This window comes from Pseudonocardia sp. HH130629-09 (genome assembly GCF_001294645.1).
Taxonomy (GTDB): Bacteria; Actinomycetota; Actinomycetes; order Mycobacteriales; family Pseudonocardiaceae; genus Pseudonocardia.
The window spans coordinates 18081-35314 of sequence record NZ_CP011869.1; the positions used below are offsets into that span (position 1 = coordinate 18081).

The 17234-nt window shown below is 69.9% G+C and carries 7 protein-coding genes, 5 pseudogenes and 1 other annotated feature; of the genes and pseudogenes, 7 read left to right on the plus strand and 5 right to left on the minus strand.

Annotated elements, in window-relative coordinates:
- Nucleotides 1-151: 151 nt before the first annotated feature.
- A pseudogene (locus XF36_RS28320) lies at nt 152-1374 on the minus strand (IS701 family transposase).
- A gap of 808 nt (nt 1375-2182) precedes the next feature.
- Between XF36_RS28320 and XF36_RS28330 the strand changes: the two are divergent.
- From XF36_RS28330 to XF36_RS30995, 6 genes and pseudogenes are all read left to right on the plus strand, one after another.
- A complete protein-coding gene (locus XF36_RS28330; RefSeq protein WP_060715053.1) occupies nt 2183-2950 on the plus strand; it encodes a Mu transposase domain-containing protein in 768 nt (255 codons plus the stop codon).
- A gap of 28 nt (nt 2951-2978) precedes the next feature.
- A pseudogene (locus XF36_RS28335) lies at nt 2979-3774 on the plus strand (transposase family protein).
- Nucleotides 3738-4331, plus strand: a pseudogene (locus XF36_RS28340) (IS21 family transposase); the annotation flags it as partial. The pseudogenes XF36_RS28335 and XF36_RS28340, both read left to right, overlap by 37 nt.
- Nucleotides 4328-4928, plus strand: a pseudogene (locus XF36_RS28345) (ATP-binding protein). The pseudogenes XF36_RS28340 and XF36_RS28345, both read left to right, overlap by 4 nt.
- Nucleotides 4929-4982: 54 nt before the next feature.
- Nucleotides 4983-6205: pseudogene (locus tag XF36_RS28350) on the plus strand (IS701 family transposase).
- 175 nt (nt 6206-6380) lie between these two features.
- A protein-coding gene (locus XF36_RS30995) for an IS5 family transposase (protein ID WP_414706264.1) occupies nt 6381-7329 on the plus strand; the annotation gives its coding sequence in 2 pieces (ribosomal slippage) (nt 6381-6758 and nt 6760-7329; 948 coding nt in all).
- On the opposite strand, the gene XF36_RS28365 is transcribed toward XF36_RS30995, so the two are convergent.
- Nucleotides 7326-7892, minus strand: a complete 567-nt coding sequence (locus tag XF36_RS28365) for a histidine phosphatase family protein (RefSeq protein WP_060715057.1) — start codon at nt 7890-7892, stop codon at nt 7326-7328. The genes XF36_RS30995 and XF36_RS28365 overlap by 4 nt on opposite strands.
- Nucleotides 7893-7977: 85 nt before the next feature.
- Here XF36_RS28365 and XF36_RS28375 point away from each other — a divergent pair.
- A protein-coding gene (locus XF36_RS28375) for an IS3 family transposase (RefSeq protein ID WP_414706267.1) occupies nt 7978-9245 on the plus strand; the annotation gives its coding sequence in 2 pieces (ribosomal slippage) (nt 7978-8244 and nt 8247-9245; 1266 coding nt in all).
- Nucleotides 8232-8363, plus strand: a sequence feature (AL1L pseudoknot). (Overlaps the previous gene by 132 nt.)
- A 195-nt stretch (nt 9246-9440) precedes the next feature.
- On the opposite strand, the gene XF36_RS28380 is transcribed toward XF36_RS28375, so the two are convergent.
- From XF36_RS28380 to XF36_RS28390, 3 genes are all read right to left on the minus strand, one after another.
- Nucleotides 9441-10865: an IS1380 family transposase gene (locus XF36_RS28380; protein WP_060710764.1), complete on the minus strand. Its 1425-nt coding sequence runs from the start codon at nt 10863-10865 to the stop codon at nt 9441-9443.
- 337 nt (nt 10866-11202) lie between these two features.
- A complete protein-coding gene (gene mobF / locus XF36_RS28385) occupies nt 11203-15633 on the minus strand; it encodes a MobF family relaxase (protein WP_145981683.1) in 4431 nt (1476 codons plus the stop codon).
- Between the two features lie 320 nt (nt 15634-15953).
- Entirely contained in the window at nt 15954-17051 is a 1098-nt protein-coding gene (locus XF36_RS28390) for a hypothetical protein (RefSeq protein WP_060715060.1), read from the minus strand.
- Between the last annotated feature and the right edge of the window lie 183 nt (nt 17052-17234).

Here is a 17234-nt window from a genome sequence, read left to right on the forward strand (position 1 = left end):
GCCTGCGCCTCCTGGCAGGCGGCTAGTACTCCAGCCGCACTTCGTTAGCTGGGCTGTCTTCGTCGTCGGTAGTGGCTTTCGCGGGCTCGGTGTTGGTGACGGCGACGCCAGGTCGACCAGGCCCAGCCCACGGTGCGGGCGGGGATGTGGATCAGAGATGCCAGGAGACGTCGGATCTCGGCGAGGGTGAGCGGGATGAGCCCGCTGCCAGGTCTTTTGGGGCGATCGCCGCGGTGACCGAGAGGTAGGCGTGGGCGAGCATGGCCAGGGTGATGTGGCGGTACCAGGCGTCGTAACGCCGCACCTGGTACTGGTCGAGCCCGACCTCGTTCTTCGCGGTCTGGAAGCACTCCTCGATCGCCCACCGGGCGCCGGCGACCCGGATGAGGTCGTCGTCACTGGTGCCGGGCGGGCCTGCGCACAGGTAGTAGGCCAACTCCGGCTCGTCACCGGCGGCGATCTGGGTGTCGGTGAGGATTGACGGCGCACCAGCAGCCAGCGCCCCCACCCGGCGGGCGCCTCCGGTGGCGGAGACAGGCTGGCCACGGCCCAGTCGTAGAGCCGCTCACCCTTCGCCCCGTCCCCCGCCGAGCGGCGCTTCCACGCCTGCTCCGGCGCGCGAGCGACCAGGTCGTCGGCGCGTCGTGACCCGGCCAGCCCGGCGATGTCAGCCTCGAGCGAGAGCGGGATCGACTGACTGCGGGGCACGGCGACGACGTAGCCGATCCGGCGCTTCTCGCACCAGGAGCGGAACTTGTAGTCCTGACCGTAGGCCTCGTCCGCAGCCACCCACGACGCCGGGACACCAGCGTCGAGGGCCCGGCCGAGCATCTGCTTGGCCAGCACGGTCTTGGTGGCGAACTCGACCTCGTCGGGCACCGCCGCAGCCCGGCAACGTTCCCGATCACCGGTCCACGACTTGGGCAGGTAAAGCTCACGATCGATCAACGTGCGGCCCCTGCCGCTGGCATAGGCGCAGAACACCCCGAGCTGGCAGTTCTCCACCCGGCCCGCAGTGCCGGAGTACTGGCGCTGCACCCCGGCCGACTTGGCCCCCTTCTTCAGGAACCCGGTCTCGTCGACGATCAGCACCCCGCCGGGCTCGCCGAGGTGTTCTGTGACGTAGTCCCGCAGGTCATCGCGCATCCCGTCGGCGTCCCAAGCCGCCGAGTTGAGCAGCCGCTGCATCCCGTCCGGCGTCGTGTCACCGGCGACCTCGGCCAGCGTCCACCCGTTCTTCCCGGCCAACGGCGCCAACAATCCACGCACATACGCCCGCGCCCGACGCCGCGGCTCCGTCCGGAAGAACCGCCCCGCCACCAGCCCGAACAACCCGTCCAGGCCGCCGGCCCACGCCTCTAGGTCCTCCTCCACCTGCACAAGATCAAAGCCTAGCGCAGACCCACATCACGAAGTGCGGCTGGAGTACTAGTAGCGCGACGACGGCGATCACGCCAGTGATGGTGGCTGCTCGGCGGACACGGCCGGGGAGCTGGGGCTGCATGACCTTCAGGACGCACAGCGCGCACGAGGGTTCGCAACCGAACGGCGCAATCCTGAGTGTGGTCATCTGACCTGGCCCCGGTAGGTCGATCTGTCTTCATCGGTTCTGGCCCCATCCGGTTGGTGGGTTGGGCGTGTCGTCATCGGATGTGGCCCCACCCCTGGATGGAGTAGTTCTCGGCGGGTCGGCGTGGGTCCGGTCGCTGGGAGGGGCCGGAGGGTGGCCAGGCGAGTGGAGCTGTTCGAAACGATCCGACGTGACCGACGGCTGGAGGGGTTGTCGATCAGGGCGTTGGCCGAGCGGCATCAGGTACATCGGCGCACGATCCGCCAGGCCTGGCTTCAGCGGTCCCGCCGCCGCGTAGAGCGGGGCCACGGCCGCAGCCGGCGATCGAGCCGTGGAAACCGATCATCGACACGTGGTTGGAGACCGACCGGTCGGCGCCACGCAAGCAGCGCCACACCGCCCGTCGGGTCTGGCAGCGCCTGGGCGCCGAGCACGGCGCGACGGTGTCGGAGGTGACGGTGTCGCGCTATGTCCGCAGTTGGCGCGACGCCCACGGGCCGACGGTGGAGGTGACCGTCGCGCAGCAGCATCTGCCCGGTGCGGAGGCCGAGGTCGACTTCGGCGAGTTCATCGCGGTGATCGACGGGGCCGAGACCAAGTGCCACATGTTTCGTGCTGCGCCTGTCGGCCTCGGGCAAGGCGGTGCACGTCGCGTTCGCCAACCAAGGCCAGGAAGCGTTCCTCGAGGGCCACGCCCGCGCGTTCGCCGCGCTGGGCGGGGTCCCGGAGCGGGTCCGCTACGACAACCTCAAGGCTGCGGTGTCACGGGTGCTGCAGGGCCGCAACCGCGAGGAGGCGGAGCGGTTCGTGGCGCTGCGCAGCCATTACGGGTTCGACAGCTTCTTCTGCCGGCCCGGTGTCGCCGGCGCACACGAGAAAGGCGGTGTCGAGGGTGAGATCGGCCGGTTCCGCCGCCGACACCTGGTCCCGGTCCCGCACGTCGCCTCGTTGGGCGAGCTCAACATGCTGATCGCCGAGGCAGAACGGACCGACGACGATGAGCGGCATCTGCCGGGACGCCAGCTCGACATCGCCACGGAGTTCGCCACCGAACGCGCTGCGCTGCACGAGCTACCGGTGGAGGTGTTCGAGACCGGGTTGACGCTCTGGGCGCAGGTCGATCGGCACGCCCGGATCCGGGTCCGGACCGCGGCCTACTCGGTGCCGGCCGGCCTGGCCGGACGCAGGCTCAAGCTGATGCTGCGCGCGGACGAGATCGTCGTGTTCGACGGACGCCGCGAAGTCGCCCGCCACGACCGCTCCGCGGTGAAGGGCTCGGTGACACTGAACCCTTTCCAACCTGGCGGTCAGCAGGTTGGTCGTGTCCGGCGTGGCGGCCCGGAAACTAGAAGAGCTCCTGGTAGACGAGTGATTGTCTAGATCAACTCGTTGCCCACCAGGAGCTCCGGTGCTTTCCTACCCGTCCGCGCTGTCGGTGTCCACTCGCGCGCTGATCACCTTGACCAACGCCCTTCAGCGCAGCCGCAACCAGCGCGGTACTCGCTGGCGGCGCCTCCCGATCGGTCGTCACGCCCTGCTCGCCCTGGCGCACCTGCGCAAGGGCGAGACCTACCCCGACCTCGCCGCTGGTTTCGGGGTCGGCACCACCACGGCGTTCCGCTACATCCGCGAAGCGATCGACGTCCTCGCCGCCGCGGCACCGAACCTGACCGAGGCGATCGCGGTCGCGCGGCGGAAGGCGTTCGTGATCCTCGACGGCACCTTGCTGCGGATCGACCGGGTCGCCATGGCCTCGGGGCGCGACCGCCCGTACTACTCGGGGAAGTGGAAGTGCCACGGTATGAACGTGCAGGTCATCAGCGACCCGGCCGGTCGTCTGGTCTGGGCGTCGCCGGCGTTTGCCCGGTGCGCGGCATGACATGGGTGCCGCCCGCGAACACGGGATCATCGACGCCCTCACCGTCGCCGGGGTGCAGGTGGTCGCCGACAGCGGATACCGCGGTGCCGGTGCGATGTTCCGCCTCCCACAGCGACGCCGACCCGCCGATCGCGACACCGGCGAGCGCCGACGGCTCTCACCGAGTCAGCGGGAGGTCAACGCCGCCCACGTAGCGCAACGCGGCCCCGGTGAACGCGCGAACGCGATGTTCAAGAGCTGGAAGATTCTGCGGAAGATCCGGTGCTGCCCGCAGCGGACCACCGCGCTGGTCAACGCGATCCAGACCCTCATCCTCGCTGGCTGACGCCAAGTGGAAAGAGTTCACTGCTGCTGGATCACTACCTCGAGGTGCTGGTCCATAAGCCCGGCGCCCTGCCCGGAGCGACGGCGTTGGCCCAGGCCCGGGCGAGTGGGATGTTCGCCAGCGAACATGAGGCGTTCTGGGCCGCTGCCCGCAAGCTCCTCGGCGACGCTGCCGGGACCCGGGAGCTGATCGCGGTGCTTCTGCTGCACCGCCACCTGCCCCGCGAGATCGTTCTCGCCGGGCTACGAGCAGCCTTGCGCGTCGGCGCGGTCCGCGCCGACGTCGTCGCCGTCGAGGCCCGTCGCCACCACGAACACCACCCCGACACCGACACCAGCGCCGGCACCTGCGCCGAGGTCGTCGTCACGCGACACGGCTCCCGGGTGGTCAGCTTGACCGAACGCCGGCTCACTCACCTCGACACCACGATGGCCGCGCTGCCCACCGACCAGCGTCCGCTGCCGACCGTGACCGTCTATGACGAGCTCCTGGCCCGTCGACGCGATCCCGACACCGCCATCCCCGTCCCTTGCCCGCAGGCTGGAGAAGTGTCATGACCGGACCCCGACGACGACGCGCAGGCATGACCGAACAGGCCGCCACCGCGGCGATCGATCAAGGGTGTCGCACCCTGCGGCTGCCCACGATCCGCTCCTCGGTCGAGGACGTCGTCACCGCCGCAGAGCACGAACAGCTCACCTATCGCGGATTCCTCGCTGAACTGCTGCTCGGCGAGTGCGACGAGCGGGATCGCCGTCGCTCGACACGGCGGGTCAAAGCCGCCGGGTTCCCGCGGGAGAAGTGGATCGAGGATTTCGACTTCGACGCCAACACCGCGATCAACCCGGCCACGATCAACACCCTCACTGGCGGGGCCTGGATCCGCGCGGGTGAACCGCTGTGTCTGATCGGGGACTCGGGCACCGGAAAGTCGCATCTGCTCATCGCACTGGGCACCGAGGCTGCACAGCAGGGATTCCGGGTCCGCTACACACTGTCCACAGCCGTTCTCCGGCTGGACCCGCACCTTCACCGATCCGCGGCTCTGCGCGGCGATCATCGACCGGCTCACCTTCGCCGGGAACATCATCGAGACCGGCGCCCAGTCCTACCGCCTGGCCCACGCACGAGCTCAGCGCGCGTCCGCATCCTAGTACTCCAGCCGCACTTCGTGATGTGGGTCTGCGCTAGGCTTTGATCTTGTGCAGGTGGAGGAGGACCTAGAGGCGTGGGCCGGCGGCCTGGACGGGTTGTTCGGGCTGGTGGCGGGGCGGTTCTTCCGGACGGAGCCGCGGCGTCGGGCGCGGGCGTATGTGCGTGGATTGTTGGCGCCGTTGGCCGGGAAGAACGGGTGGACGCTGGCCGAGGTCGCCGGTGACACGACGCCGGACGGGATGCAGCGGCTGCTCAACTCGGCGGCTTGGGACGCCGACGGGATGCGCGATGACCTGCGGGACTACGTCACAGAACACCTCGGCGAGCCCGGCGGGGTGCTGATCGTCGACGAGACCGGGTTCCTGAAGAAGGGGGCCAAGTCGGCCGGGGTGCAGCGCCAGTACTCCGGCACTGCGGGCCGGGTGGAGAACTGCCAGCTCGGGGTGTTCTGCGCCTATGCCAGCGGCAGGGGCCGCACGTTGATCGATCGTGAGCTTTACCTGCCCAAGTCGTGGACCGGTGATCGGGAACGTTGCCGGGCTGCGGCGGTGCCCGACGAGGTCGAGTTCGCCACCAAGACCGTGCTGGCCAAGCAGATGCTCGGCCGGGCCCTCGACGCTGGTGTCCCGGCGTCGTGGGTGGCTGCGGACGAGGCCTACGGTCAGGACTACAAGTTCCGCTCCTGGTGCGAGAAGCGCCGGATCGGCTACGTCGTCGCCGTGCCCCGCAGTCAGTCGATCCCGCTCTCGCTCGAGGCTGACATCGCCGGGCTGGCCGGGTCACGACGCGCCGACGACCTGGTCGCTCGCGCGCCGGAGCAGGCGTGGAAGCGCCGCTCGGCGGGGGACGGGGCGAAGGGTGAGCGGCTCTACGACTGGGCCGTGGCCAGCCTGTCTCCGCCACCGGAGGCGCCCGCCGGGTGGGGGCGCTGGCTGCTGGTGCGCCGTCAATCCTCACCGACACCCAGATCGCCGCCGGTGACGAGCCGGAGTTGGCCTACTACCTGTGCGCAGGCCCGCCCGGCACCAGTGACGACGACCTCATCCGGGTCGCCGGCGCCCGGTGGGCGATCGAGGAGTGCTTCCAGACCGCGAAGAACGAGGTCGGGCTCGACCAGTACCAGGTGCGGCGTTACGACGCCTGGTACCGCCACATCACCCTGGCCATGCTCGCCCACGCCTACCTCTCGGTCACCGCGGCGATCGCCCCAAAAGACCTGGCAGCGGGCTCATCCCGCTCACCCTCGCCGAGATCCGACGTCTCCTGGCATCTCTGATCCACATCCCCGCCCGCACCGTGGGCTGGGCCTGGTCGACCTGGCGTCGCCGTCACCAACACCGAGCCCGCGAAAGCCACTACCGACGACGAAGACAGCCCAGCTAACGAAGTGCGGCTGGAGTACTAGGGCGTGTCTCCCATATGGGTGTCCGGACTGCCGGCAGGATGAGCCGGTGAGTTCGTCGAGGTTCGCGCTGCTCTCGGATGCTCAGTGGCAGTTGATCGGGCCGCTGCTGCCCTCCAACGCCGGGCGGCGTGGGCACCCGTTCGGCGAGGATCGCCGCGTGGTGGAGGGGATCATCTTCCGATACCGAACCGGGATCCCCTGGCGAGATCTGCCGCGGGAGCAGTTCGGGCCCTGGCAAACGGTGTGGAAGCGACACCGCCGCTACGCCGCTGACGGCACCTGGGACACCGTGCTGGCCGCACTGTTGGCCCAGGCCGACGCCAAGGGCGAGATCGACTGGACGGTGTCGGTGGACGCCACGATCAACCGGGCGCACCAGCACGCCACGAACACCACCCGCCCCGAGCAGGACACAGGGGGCACGGTCGAACTACACGAAATCCCCTGACGGGTTCATGCCCAGCCCGCTCGGCGGACCGCGAGAACCCGCAGGTCACGGCATCGGCCGTTCCCGTGGCGGGCTGACGACGAAGATCCATGCCGCGGTCGACCGGCGGGGCCGGCCGCTGGCGGTGGTGGTGACCGGCGGGCAGCGCAACGACGGCGCCATGCTCGAGCAGGTCCTGGCCGACATCCGCGTCCCCCGCCTCGGCGCGGGACGGTCCCGCACCCGACCCGACGCCGTGGTGGCCGACCGGGCCTACTCATCCGGGGTCAACCGGCGCGCACTGGCCCGCCGCTCGATCACCACCGTCATCCCGCAGAAACGCGACGAGATCGCCGCCCGCAAACGCCGCGGCTCCCTCGGCGGCAGACCACCCGGACTCGACGTTGAGACCTACAAGGGCCGCAACGTCGTGGAACGCCACTTCGCCCTGACCAAGCAGTGGCGCGAGCTGGCCACCCGCTACGACAAACTCGCCATCACCTATCGCGCCGCCACCGTCCTCAGCGCCTGCATCACCTGGTCACGCCTATTGGGAGACATGCCCTAGCCACCCGCACCCGTCGGCCTCACGAACCGCAGGTCAGAGCCACTGACAGTGAACTCCCAGCCCTCGCGCCAGCCGAAGTCACCGGCAACAAGCTCGTCGAGGCTGACCCCGTCGATGAAGTGGTCCAACGCCCACCGGGTCGCGACATGGCCGATCACCAGCACCCTGCGCCCGGCCCACCGATCAGTGACATCGCGCAGGAACCCCCCAACCCGATCCAGGGCTTGTTCCCAGCTCTCCCCACCAGGATATGGGGTTCGGACCCGGGCCGGCTTCTCCGCAGCCATCCAGGCCGCCGGGGCGCCGTTGAGGCTGCCGTAATCGCACTCGCGCAGACGCCAATCCAGAAACACCGGGATCGCAGTCTCCGCGAACGCGATCCGTGTCGTCTCCACCGCCCGCTCCAGGTCCGAGCTGAACACCGCGGCCAGGCCGTCGTCTCGACGACGCTGACCGAGCTCGCCTGCGAGTTCACGACCTCGCGCTGAGAGCCGGCCGGGAAGCCATCCGGTCGCTACAGAGCGCTCGTTGTCCTCGCTCCAGGAGTGCGTCTCGAACACCACCGTTGAAGCGCCCCGGGTCTGGTGGAGGCACTGAAGCCACGGGAAGGTGGTCTTCGTGCCGGCACCGAGGAAGTTCAGCGACGAGATGCGTGAGCGGGCCAAGCGCATGGTCCGGGAAGCACGCCAGCAGGAGCCCGGCTTGTCGGTCAACGCCGCGTGTAAGCGGATCGGACCGCAGCTGGGGATCCTTCCCGACACGCTGCGGGGCTGGTGCAAGCAGGCCGATATCGACGACGGTCTGACACCCGGGGTCACGACCGAGGACCGCGACGAGTTGACCCGGCTGCGGCGGGAGAACGCCGAGCTGCGGCGGGCGAATGAGATCCTCAAGACTGCCTCGGCGTTTTTCGCCTCGGCGGAGCTCGACCGCCGACTGCGGTGATCGTCGACTACATCGACGCCCACAAGGGCCGGTTCGGGGTCGAGCCGATCTGTGCTGTGCTGACCCAGCACGGCGCCACGATCGCCCCGAGCGGCTACTACGCAGCCAAGACCCGCCCGCCGTCGCGGCGAGCGCGCTCCGACACCGGGCTGGCCGAGACGATCGAGGCCACGTTCTGGGACCGAGCCAAGGGCCGCGGGGTCTACGGAGCCCGCAAGATGTGGCACCAGCTGCGCCGAGACGGCGTCCCGGGCGCCGACGGCGCTCCGGTCGCCCGCTGCACCGTCGAGCGGCTGATGCGCTACCTGGGCCTACGCGGCGCCCGCCGCGGAGCGCCAGTGCTGACCACCCGACCCGACCGACAGGCCACCCGGGCGCCGGATCTGGTCGATCGGGACTTCACCGCCGCCGCACCCAACCGGCTCTGGGTAGTGGATCTGACCTACGTGCCGACCTGGTCGGGGATGGTGTTCACCGCGTTCGTCTCCGACGTGTTCTCCCGACGCATCGTCGGATGGCGTTGCGCTTCCTCGATGCCAACCGAGCTCCCGCTCGACGCTCTGGAAATGGCGTTGTGGACCCGTGACAGCGCAGGTCAGACGACCGACGGGCGCCTGGACGGGTTGATCCATCACAGCGATGCAGGCAGCCAGTACTGCGCTATCCGATACGGCAACCGCCTCGCCGAGGCCGGCGCGATCGCCTCGATCGGCTCGGTCGGTGACAGCTACGACAACGCCCTGGCCGAGTCGGTGATCGGGCTCTACAAGACCGAGTGCATCCGCCGTGACGGACCGATCCGTGCGGTCGAGGATCTCGAGCTGGCCACCGCGAGCTGGGTGCATTGGTTCAACACCCAGCGGCTGCACTCCATGATCGGCAACATGCCGCCGATCGAGTACGAACAGAACTACTACGCTCACCAACCAGCCCGAGACACTCCGATCTCGGGAGAACTCAGCCTCCACTGAACCCGGGGCGCTTCACGTCGTCGGACTCGCCACCCAGCACACGCTAGCCCTGGTGATTCACGGAGCTGCGGATTGACCGCGTGATCGGCTGGCGGCGGATCCGGTCCGGTTCGTTCGATGGGTGGGCATGGCGAAGGGGCCGGCCTGCGCGTTCTGCCGGGAGCTCCCGCCGCTCGTCGTGTCGGGCTTCGGAGATCAACCAGCAGGAACAGGCAACGCGCACAGCCGCGCGAACGCGCGGGCGAGATCGACCGCCCAGGGCCAGGACCGTTGGATACGGACCCAGACTCGGCGTTGCCCGCGGGTGATCCGCGCGGCGGTGTGCAACAACCGGTAGCGCAACGCCTTCGGCTCGACCTTCGCCAGGTCGCCGTCGAGAAGCAGGCGCTGGGTCCAGGTGATCAGGTCGACCGCGAGCATGACCACGGTCAACCACGCCGCGTTGACGGCGAAGGACCGGGACGGGAAGTGGTTGAGGCCGGTGTCCTTGCCGCAGCGGATCCGGTCCTCGACCCGGGCGTGGGCGCGGTGGCGGGCGTCGAGGAAGGCGAGCTGCCCGACGCGGGTGTCGGTGGCGAACGCGGTGTAGCGCCAGCCGTCACGCTCCTCGAACGCATCGAGCTGCGCGCCGGGATGCGGCCGTTCGCGACGGACGACAACGCGGGTCCCGGCCGGGTAGTCGACCAACGCGGAGGCGGGGAGCAAGCCGGTGATCTCGGCCAGCCCGGCGCCGTCACGGTGCCCGCCGTCAGCGTCGACCGCCTCGGCCCACACCGTCTTCGGGACCAGGCTGATCACGGTGCGTTCGCGGTCGGTGACGGCCCAGCCGACGGAGAACTCACAGCTCACCGCTGTGTCTTGTTGCGCTCGGATGTGGGCGAGGAAGGCTTTCGTGGCGCCCGCGGTGTCGGTGCGGACCAGGATCGGGTGCCCGTGACGGAACGCGTCAGGGATCTGGGCGAGCGCGTCGTCGAGCACGTTGATGTGATCCGCGGCGGTGTTCGCACCGGCGTTCCCGCGGCGCAAGCGGGCGGCGAGGAACTCGCCGGTGTTGTCGCAGAACGCCAGCATCGGGTGATACCCGAACGTCTTCTTGAACGTGGGCGTGGCCTGTTCCTTCTCGCTGTGGGCGATGACGATCGTGGCGTCGAGATCGATCACCAGCACGTCCCGGCCGTGCCGGCGCAGGTCGCGGCCGGCGACCCGAGCCGCGGGAAACGCGCGACCATCGACGTCGGCGTGCTGGGCCCAGACCACCTCCCGGGCCCGCGCCCGCCCCGCCGCGATCGAGGACAACCGGCGCTCGTCGAGCTTGTCGAGCAGTCGCCAGCAGGTCGAGTCCGATGCCACCGACCCGAACACCGCGCCCTGATCGGCCAGGACCGCGATCTCGCAGATCCTCGTGGCCCCGTCGGCGACCGCGACGGCCAGATCGACCAGCACCCGCCCCGGATCATGACGCGCCCGAGCTCGTCGCAGCGGTGCGAGCGCGGTCGAGAGTTCACTGGTCAACGTGGTCCGGTCGGCGACATCGGCCAGCAGACGCGACCCGACGTGCGACACCACCCCAGCGCCGTCGGCGGTCACGATGACCGGTGGGCGCGTGCTTGTAGTCTGCACTCGGAAAGTGCCTCCTCGACCATGGCGGACAGGGCTTCGACACCCGCTGTCTTACCTGGTCACGAGGCACTTTCTTCAGTTGGGGTCGGAGATCACCGGCACAACCCGTGAAGAGTCCGGGCTAGAGCACGACCCGCCCAGGCCCGGAGCTACACGAACCGCTGCAGGGCCGGGGCCAGATCCAGCGACGACCAGTGGGGCCAGGCCACTTGACTACACCCACAATCCGGGCGAACGGTGCGGTGGCTCGTAGTACCCCGGCGATGGTGCTGTAACCACGAAGTCGAGCCTCGGCTACGGCCCGTCGGGCACCGGCCGCGAAAGAGACTACGAGTGGCTATCTGCCAACTCCGGTCCCGTTCCGCCGCTGGCGTTCATTCTTCGCCGACACCGATTCCACTTCCGGTGCGCGGGGGACCGGGGCTCCGATTCCAATATCGGTGTGTTCGTCGGCGCGGCTCGCATCCGTGTGAACAGCGCGGATATCGTCTCGAAGAGCCTTACTGACGATCGCAATCCGAAGTGCGTTCCCGACGGTGAGCGGTGCTGGCTCGTCTGTCCCCTCCGACACCTCGCGGGTCTGGTCACTCTCGCGAACGGGCTGGGCCGCAGCCACGTCTCGGGCCTCCGGGGCCGTGCGGAACAGCTCGGGCTGCCTCGCCCGTTCCCGTTCGGCCTCCGTCTCCTCTCGGCGGACCTCCGCGTACCCCAGCCCGACAGCGACCTCGTGCAGGTCGCCTCCGATCCGGGCGTCCGTGCCCGCTACCTCCTGCGGCCGGCCGCGGTTCTCGCCCGGCGCGGCGATTTCCGGGCTCGCGCTCGGCACGCCGGGGAGGTCCAGTTCCTCCTGGGCGGGGTCGACGACGCGGCGACGCTCGGCGCGCCCCTTCGGTCGCGACTCGTCGATGGCGAACAGTTCCTCCTGCTCGCCGCGGATCGGAGTGACCTCCCGGGTCTCCCCGCGCCGCTCCAGCTCGTCTCCGGCAAGTGCAGCCTGCACCCGGACAGCGGTCGTCTGGTCGAACCACTCCTTCCGAACTTCCGCCACGGTGCTCAGGGCCTCCACGCGGCGCTCCTGCAGCGCAGTCAGGCGACGCGCGGCAGCCAGGTCACGTTCTGCCTCCCGGCGCTCGTCGGTCCCGTCAGCGACCTGATCGATCCCCGCGGCCCAGATGATGCTGTCCCGGCGGTACTCCTCGGCCAGCTCACGCGCGGCACGCAGTTCCTGCTCGACGTAGGGCGGAGCCCATGTCTGCTGGCGCTGCCATTCAGCCCGCATCTCGCGGAGCTGCCCGAGGGTCGCCGCGGCGTAGTCGAGGCTGTCCGCCGGGTAGCCCAGCGCTGCGTGAGCCTGCTTCCACAGGAGGTGGTGGAACGCCCGGCGCTTGTCCGGAGCCGCCCCGAGGGACAGCTGCTCGTCGGGGACGGAGTGCATGTCGCGGTAGGCCGCGACGATACCGGCCCGACGGATCCACTCGACACGCTCCGGCCCGTCCTCGGGCGGGACTCCGAGCGCCGGTGCCTCCCTGGCCCACTCCGGGACCTCGTCCGCGATCCTGTGACCCAACTCGGCCTGGCGCTCTGTGGCCGCGGCGCTCAGCGCCGCCTCGAACTCGCCGACCGGGCCGCCCAGGCCCTCGATGTAGCTCGACCAGTCACCGGCGCTGACGCGCCGCTCGGGCGACCGGGACGACGCGGCCATGTTGACCCGGTAGCGCAGGACGTCGGCCACCGACTCCGCCCCACCGAGACCACGCGCTCGGACAGCCTCCCGCAGGACGGCAGCGGGGTCGTGGCCGTCCAGCTCCGCCGAGCGGACGGCGGCCATCAACTGGTCGTAGCGCGGCTCGGCCACGAGCTCGTCCATCTGCTCGTGGCCCAGGAGGGTCGCCAACTGATCAGTGTAGCGATCCCGCCCGAACTCGGTCGTCAGCAGGTCCCACTGAGCGCCGACCCAAGCGAGCGATCGAGCCTCCTCCAGGCCGACCCGGCGCTCCACCTCGGCCGCCGTCGCACCGTCGGGCGCCCGATCCAGGATCTCGGCCAGGACGTCGAGCGGACCCCGAACGACGGCCTCGTGGTCGTGCTGGTCCGCCTCGCGCCGGCACGGCACGTAGGCAGTGTTGTTCTCCCGGCCGCGGCTGAGCATGACGTAGAGCGCGTTGCGCGACAGGCTCGGCGGCACCAGGTCGTGAGTGGTGTCGACGGTCGCTCCCTGCGCCGCATAGACCGTCACCGCGTAGGCCAGAGTCGTCTGGGTGGAGACGTAGTTCGAGGGCAGGTGCGCGGTCAGGCCGTCGTCCCTCCGCACACGCAGGTCCCCGCTCATCGGGTCCTTGTCCAGCACCGTCCAGACGTCCCGGTTGTAGACGCCACCGCGGCCGTCCACCCGGAGGTTGTAGTTGTTCTGGCGGGTCTGAATCCGGTCGCCCTGGCTCACGAGGTTCCCGTCACGGGTCTGTCCGAGGACTTCGTGACCCACCCGACCAGCGGTGATGAGCTCGGCCCTGATCGCCGCCGACATGTCCCTCGCGGTGTCGTTGTCCTGCACGATCAGGAGGGACTCCTTGCCGGCCAGGACGTCGGCGAGATAGCCACGCCCGGCGGCTTCGGCCATCTCGTCGGCGGTGCCTCCGCGGACCCGGCCGTGCTGGTCGTAGACCGCGAGGACGTCCTCATCGCCGACGCGGAGCCGCATCGACGCCTCCCGCTCCCACTCGTTGCGGAAGCGACGCACCTCGGTCAGCTCGGCCGCCCCGTTGTCCCGCACGAGCAGGTCGAGCATGCCGCCCGCACCCACCGCGACCAGCTGCTCGTGGTCTCCGGTGTAGAGAAGTTTTGCGCCCGCGGCGGCCACGATCGTGGAGATCCGGTCCAGCTCGGTGGTCGACGACATGCCCGCCTCGTCGATCACGACGAGGTCCCCGCGACCCAGCTCGGCCCGCACCACCCCGTTCTCGTCGGGTGCGTATCGCTGCAGGAACGCGGTCGTGTTCAACGCGTCCAGTCCGTCCTCTGCCAGCACCTGAGTCGCCATCTGCGACGTCGCCAGCCCCAGGACGCGTCCGCCGACGTGCTGCGGCCAGATCCGGGCCAACGCACCGATGGTGCGCGACTTCCCGGTTCCGGCCGGGCCGATCAGGACGTCGCCGCGGCGTCCGGACGACAGCGTCTCGATGACCGCGTCGACCTGGTCGACGCCCAGACCAGCAGCGATGAGTTCGACACGGGCCATCTCCAACTCCGGCCCGAGAAGCGACGGGGCACCGATCTCGCGGGCCCTTGCGACGATGGTGGCCTCGACAGTCAGCTGTCGACTCGTCGTCCATCGCTCGAAGTTGTGCTGGCGGTAGCGGCTGTGGCCGTCGTCGCGACGCAGCGCCTCTGGTACCGGGGCCGGGTCCGGCGGAGAAGTCAGCACCACCCCGTACTGCGAGGGGCTGTCCAGGATCTCCCGGGCGAGGTCCTCCGCCCCCTGCTCGAGGTGCGGGGTCCGCAGAAGCTCGTCGTTGACCGCGCGGACCAGGTTGCCGACCTGCCAGGTGGAGTGGCGGAGCTCCACGGCGGCCACCGCGGCATGGAGCACCTCCTGCTTGGTGCGGTTGGCGTATCCGCGCTGGTCGGGGTGTCCGCCGCGCTGCACGAGGGCGGCCTGCTGACCGACGGCGCGCAAGCTCTGCCGCAGCTCTCCGCGGACCCCGCTAACCCAGTTGTCGATCTGCTGGCGGGGGGCCACCGCGTAGTTCTTCGCGGCCCTCGTCTGCCGCCAGGCCACGCGGTCCATCTCCTTGCGCTCGGCCGGGCTCGGCTCCCGCCCGTAGCGCTCGACGAAGGTCTCCGTCGCGCTCCGCACCGCTCCGGCGATCTGCTCGCGCCGCGTCGAAGCCTTGCCGCAAAGCTGCTGGTCTACACCCATGAGCTCAGTCGCCTTGCCGTCGGGCCGCAGGGCGAACACGACACCGTTACTCTCCGCCAGCGTGGTCTGGCTGACCTGCTGGTAGATCGCGTCGGCGCCCTCCTTGATCGGCCGGAAGGCGCGCCCGTTGAGCGAGCGGATCTCGCCGTCGGAGGTCGTGACCAGCCGGTTCAGCACCGTGACGTGCGAGTGCATCTGGGGCTGCTGAGCCCTGCTCGTCGAGTGGTCCCAGCGCACCCAGCTGAGTCCCTCTCCGCGCTCGTGCACGCCCACGGAGACCCCCGACGACGTCCGCCCGTGGTACCCGGACCGGACGTAGGCCGCCTCACGCTCGACGTACTCCATCGCCGCCCGGATACCGGCGTGGTGGGCCTCGACGACGGCCTGCGCTTCGGCGTGACGACCCGCCTCCATGAGCGCGGCCCAGTACACGCTCACCGACTTCACCGGGGAGAAAGTGAGGTCGTAATAGGCGACCGCCTTGCGGGTCTCCGCCCGGACTTCGTTCGCGATCGCGGTGCGCCGCTCCTCGGTCGCGTCGGGCTCTTTCGCCAGTGCCAGCGCGACGCGCTGCTCGCGCGTCTTGAACTTCCGAGGGCGGTTCCCGAGAGGCGCCGGCGAGCCGTCGGCAGCGACCACAGTCGGGTGCTCCAGGCGCCCGAAGACGGCTCGAACCTGCTCCTCGGTGGCAGCGGTCCCAGCGGTCATGCCGATCATCCCGAGGCCCTGGCCGCCCCAGATTCCGGCCGGCTCCCGCTCGGCTCCCGCCAGCATGTAACCGACGCCGTCGGCTTCCTTCGCGGGGGCGTGCTCATGCTCGGCGCAACCCGAGCCGCGCAGCAGGTAGTCCACCGACCCGGCGGACACCGCAACGATCCTGAGCACCGCGCCAGCGTACCATGATCATTTTAATGCATAGGTGCATAGAGTTTGAATAGAGTTTGGATGGCGTTTGGAGAAAGGAGGGTCAGGCGGAAGAGACTGGTGCGAACAGGTGGGCACGGCGACAAGCGGCCGGACTGAGATGGCTACAGATGGAGCTGAGGCGGCGCGTGACGGACCGACGGACGCGAAAGGCAACAGGGGACGGATGGTGTGGAGCGTCGCGGAAGTGGCACTGGTGAACGACGGATAAGTGGCACGGGACGACGGTTAGATGGCACGCGTGTGGATCAAGTGATTGGGCGGAGGCGGATGGCGCCGGTGAACGTCGTCGCGAACGTCTCGGCCGTGTAACACAGGCTCGTGGGGTGGGCGGCCTCAGAACGGGGGAGTCCGGCGAGGTCGGCAGCGGTGCCGATGCGGTGTGCGAGGCGCCGCCCGGTCATGGCGGCGTTGTCGCGTCCGACGAACAGGTTCGGTGGCGGATCGCGACGGCTGGCGTGGTCGAGGAGCAGTGCCCGCTGCATCGGGCGGGCTTGTGGCGGGACGCGCAGGGTCCCGGTGTAGGCGCGGACGTGGCGACCGTGCGGGTCGGTCCAGTTGTGGGTGAGCCACGCCAGCCATGGCGCGTTGTTGTCGGTGGCCACCGCGAGGGTGAGCGCGCCGGCGGCGAGCGGGCAGGCTAGACGGCGGAGCCGAGCGACGGTGTCGGTGGTGAACCGCGGGCCGAGCCGGTCCAGTAGCCGTGTGTCGTGCTCGAGCGCGGGCAGGGTCAGGTCCAGGCCTTCGTCGCGTAGCCCGGTTTGTGCGGCGTGCAGGCGCAGCAGCAGCTCGTGGCGGTCGCGGGCGTCGATGGTCAGGTTTTGCAGCAGGGTGCCCAGCGTGCAGTCGGGCCGGACATCTCGCGGTCGCCTCAGGGTGCGTTCGGTGTAGAGCCGCCAGCTGCACCCTGCCCGCCGGGCGCGATCTCGCACCGTCGCGTACAGCTGCGAGTCGGCGGGCCGGGGCCGCCGGGCGGTGTCCCTCGCGACGCCGAGCAGAGCGGCTGCCGCGGTCCAGTGCATCGCGTGCGGGGTCGGCGTGCTGGTGTGGTCGACGGCCCAGAGCGCGACACCAGCGCCGGCGGTGAGATGGGCGAGCGCGGCACGGGTGGCGACCGGAAGGCGGTGTGCTCGCAGCACGACCAGGTGCCGGATCTGTTCGGCGCGCAGCCAGAGCGCGAGCAGCACAGGCAGCCGCGATCGCGGTCCGGCATCGTCGAGGGCTTCGCGGGTCTTGCCGAGCGCGAGCAACAGATCGCGGGCCAAGACCGGCCACGGCGAGCCGGGCGCGGCCGGACACACCACGACTCCGCCCGCGAGATCGTGCAGCCCCAACAGGGTCCGCACGCACGCGTGATCGTCGTCGGGATCGCGCACCCACCGGACAGCGGCAGGCGCCCCGGCCGGCCAGTACGTGGTCACCGTCGCCGGCCGTGTCGATGCAGGTGTGGCCGGTCCGTGGTCACCGCCCAGACCGGTGGTCGTGGCCACGATGGCTTCAGTAGTGGTCACCGGCGTGGTCGGGCGTGC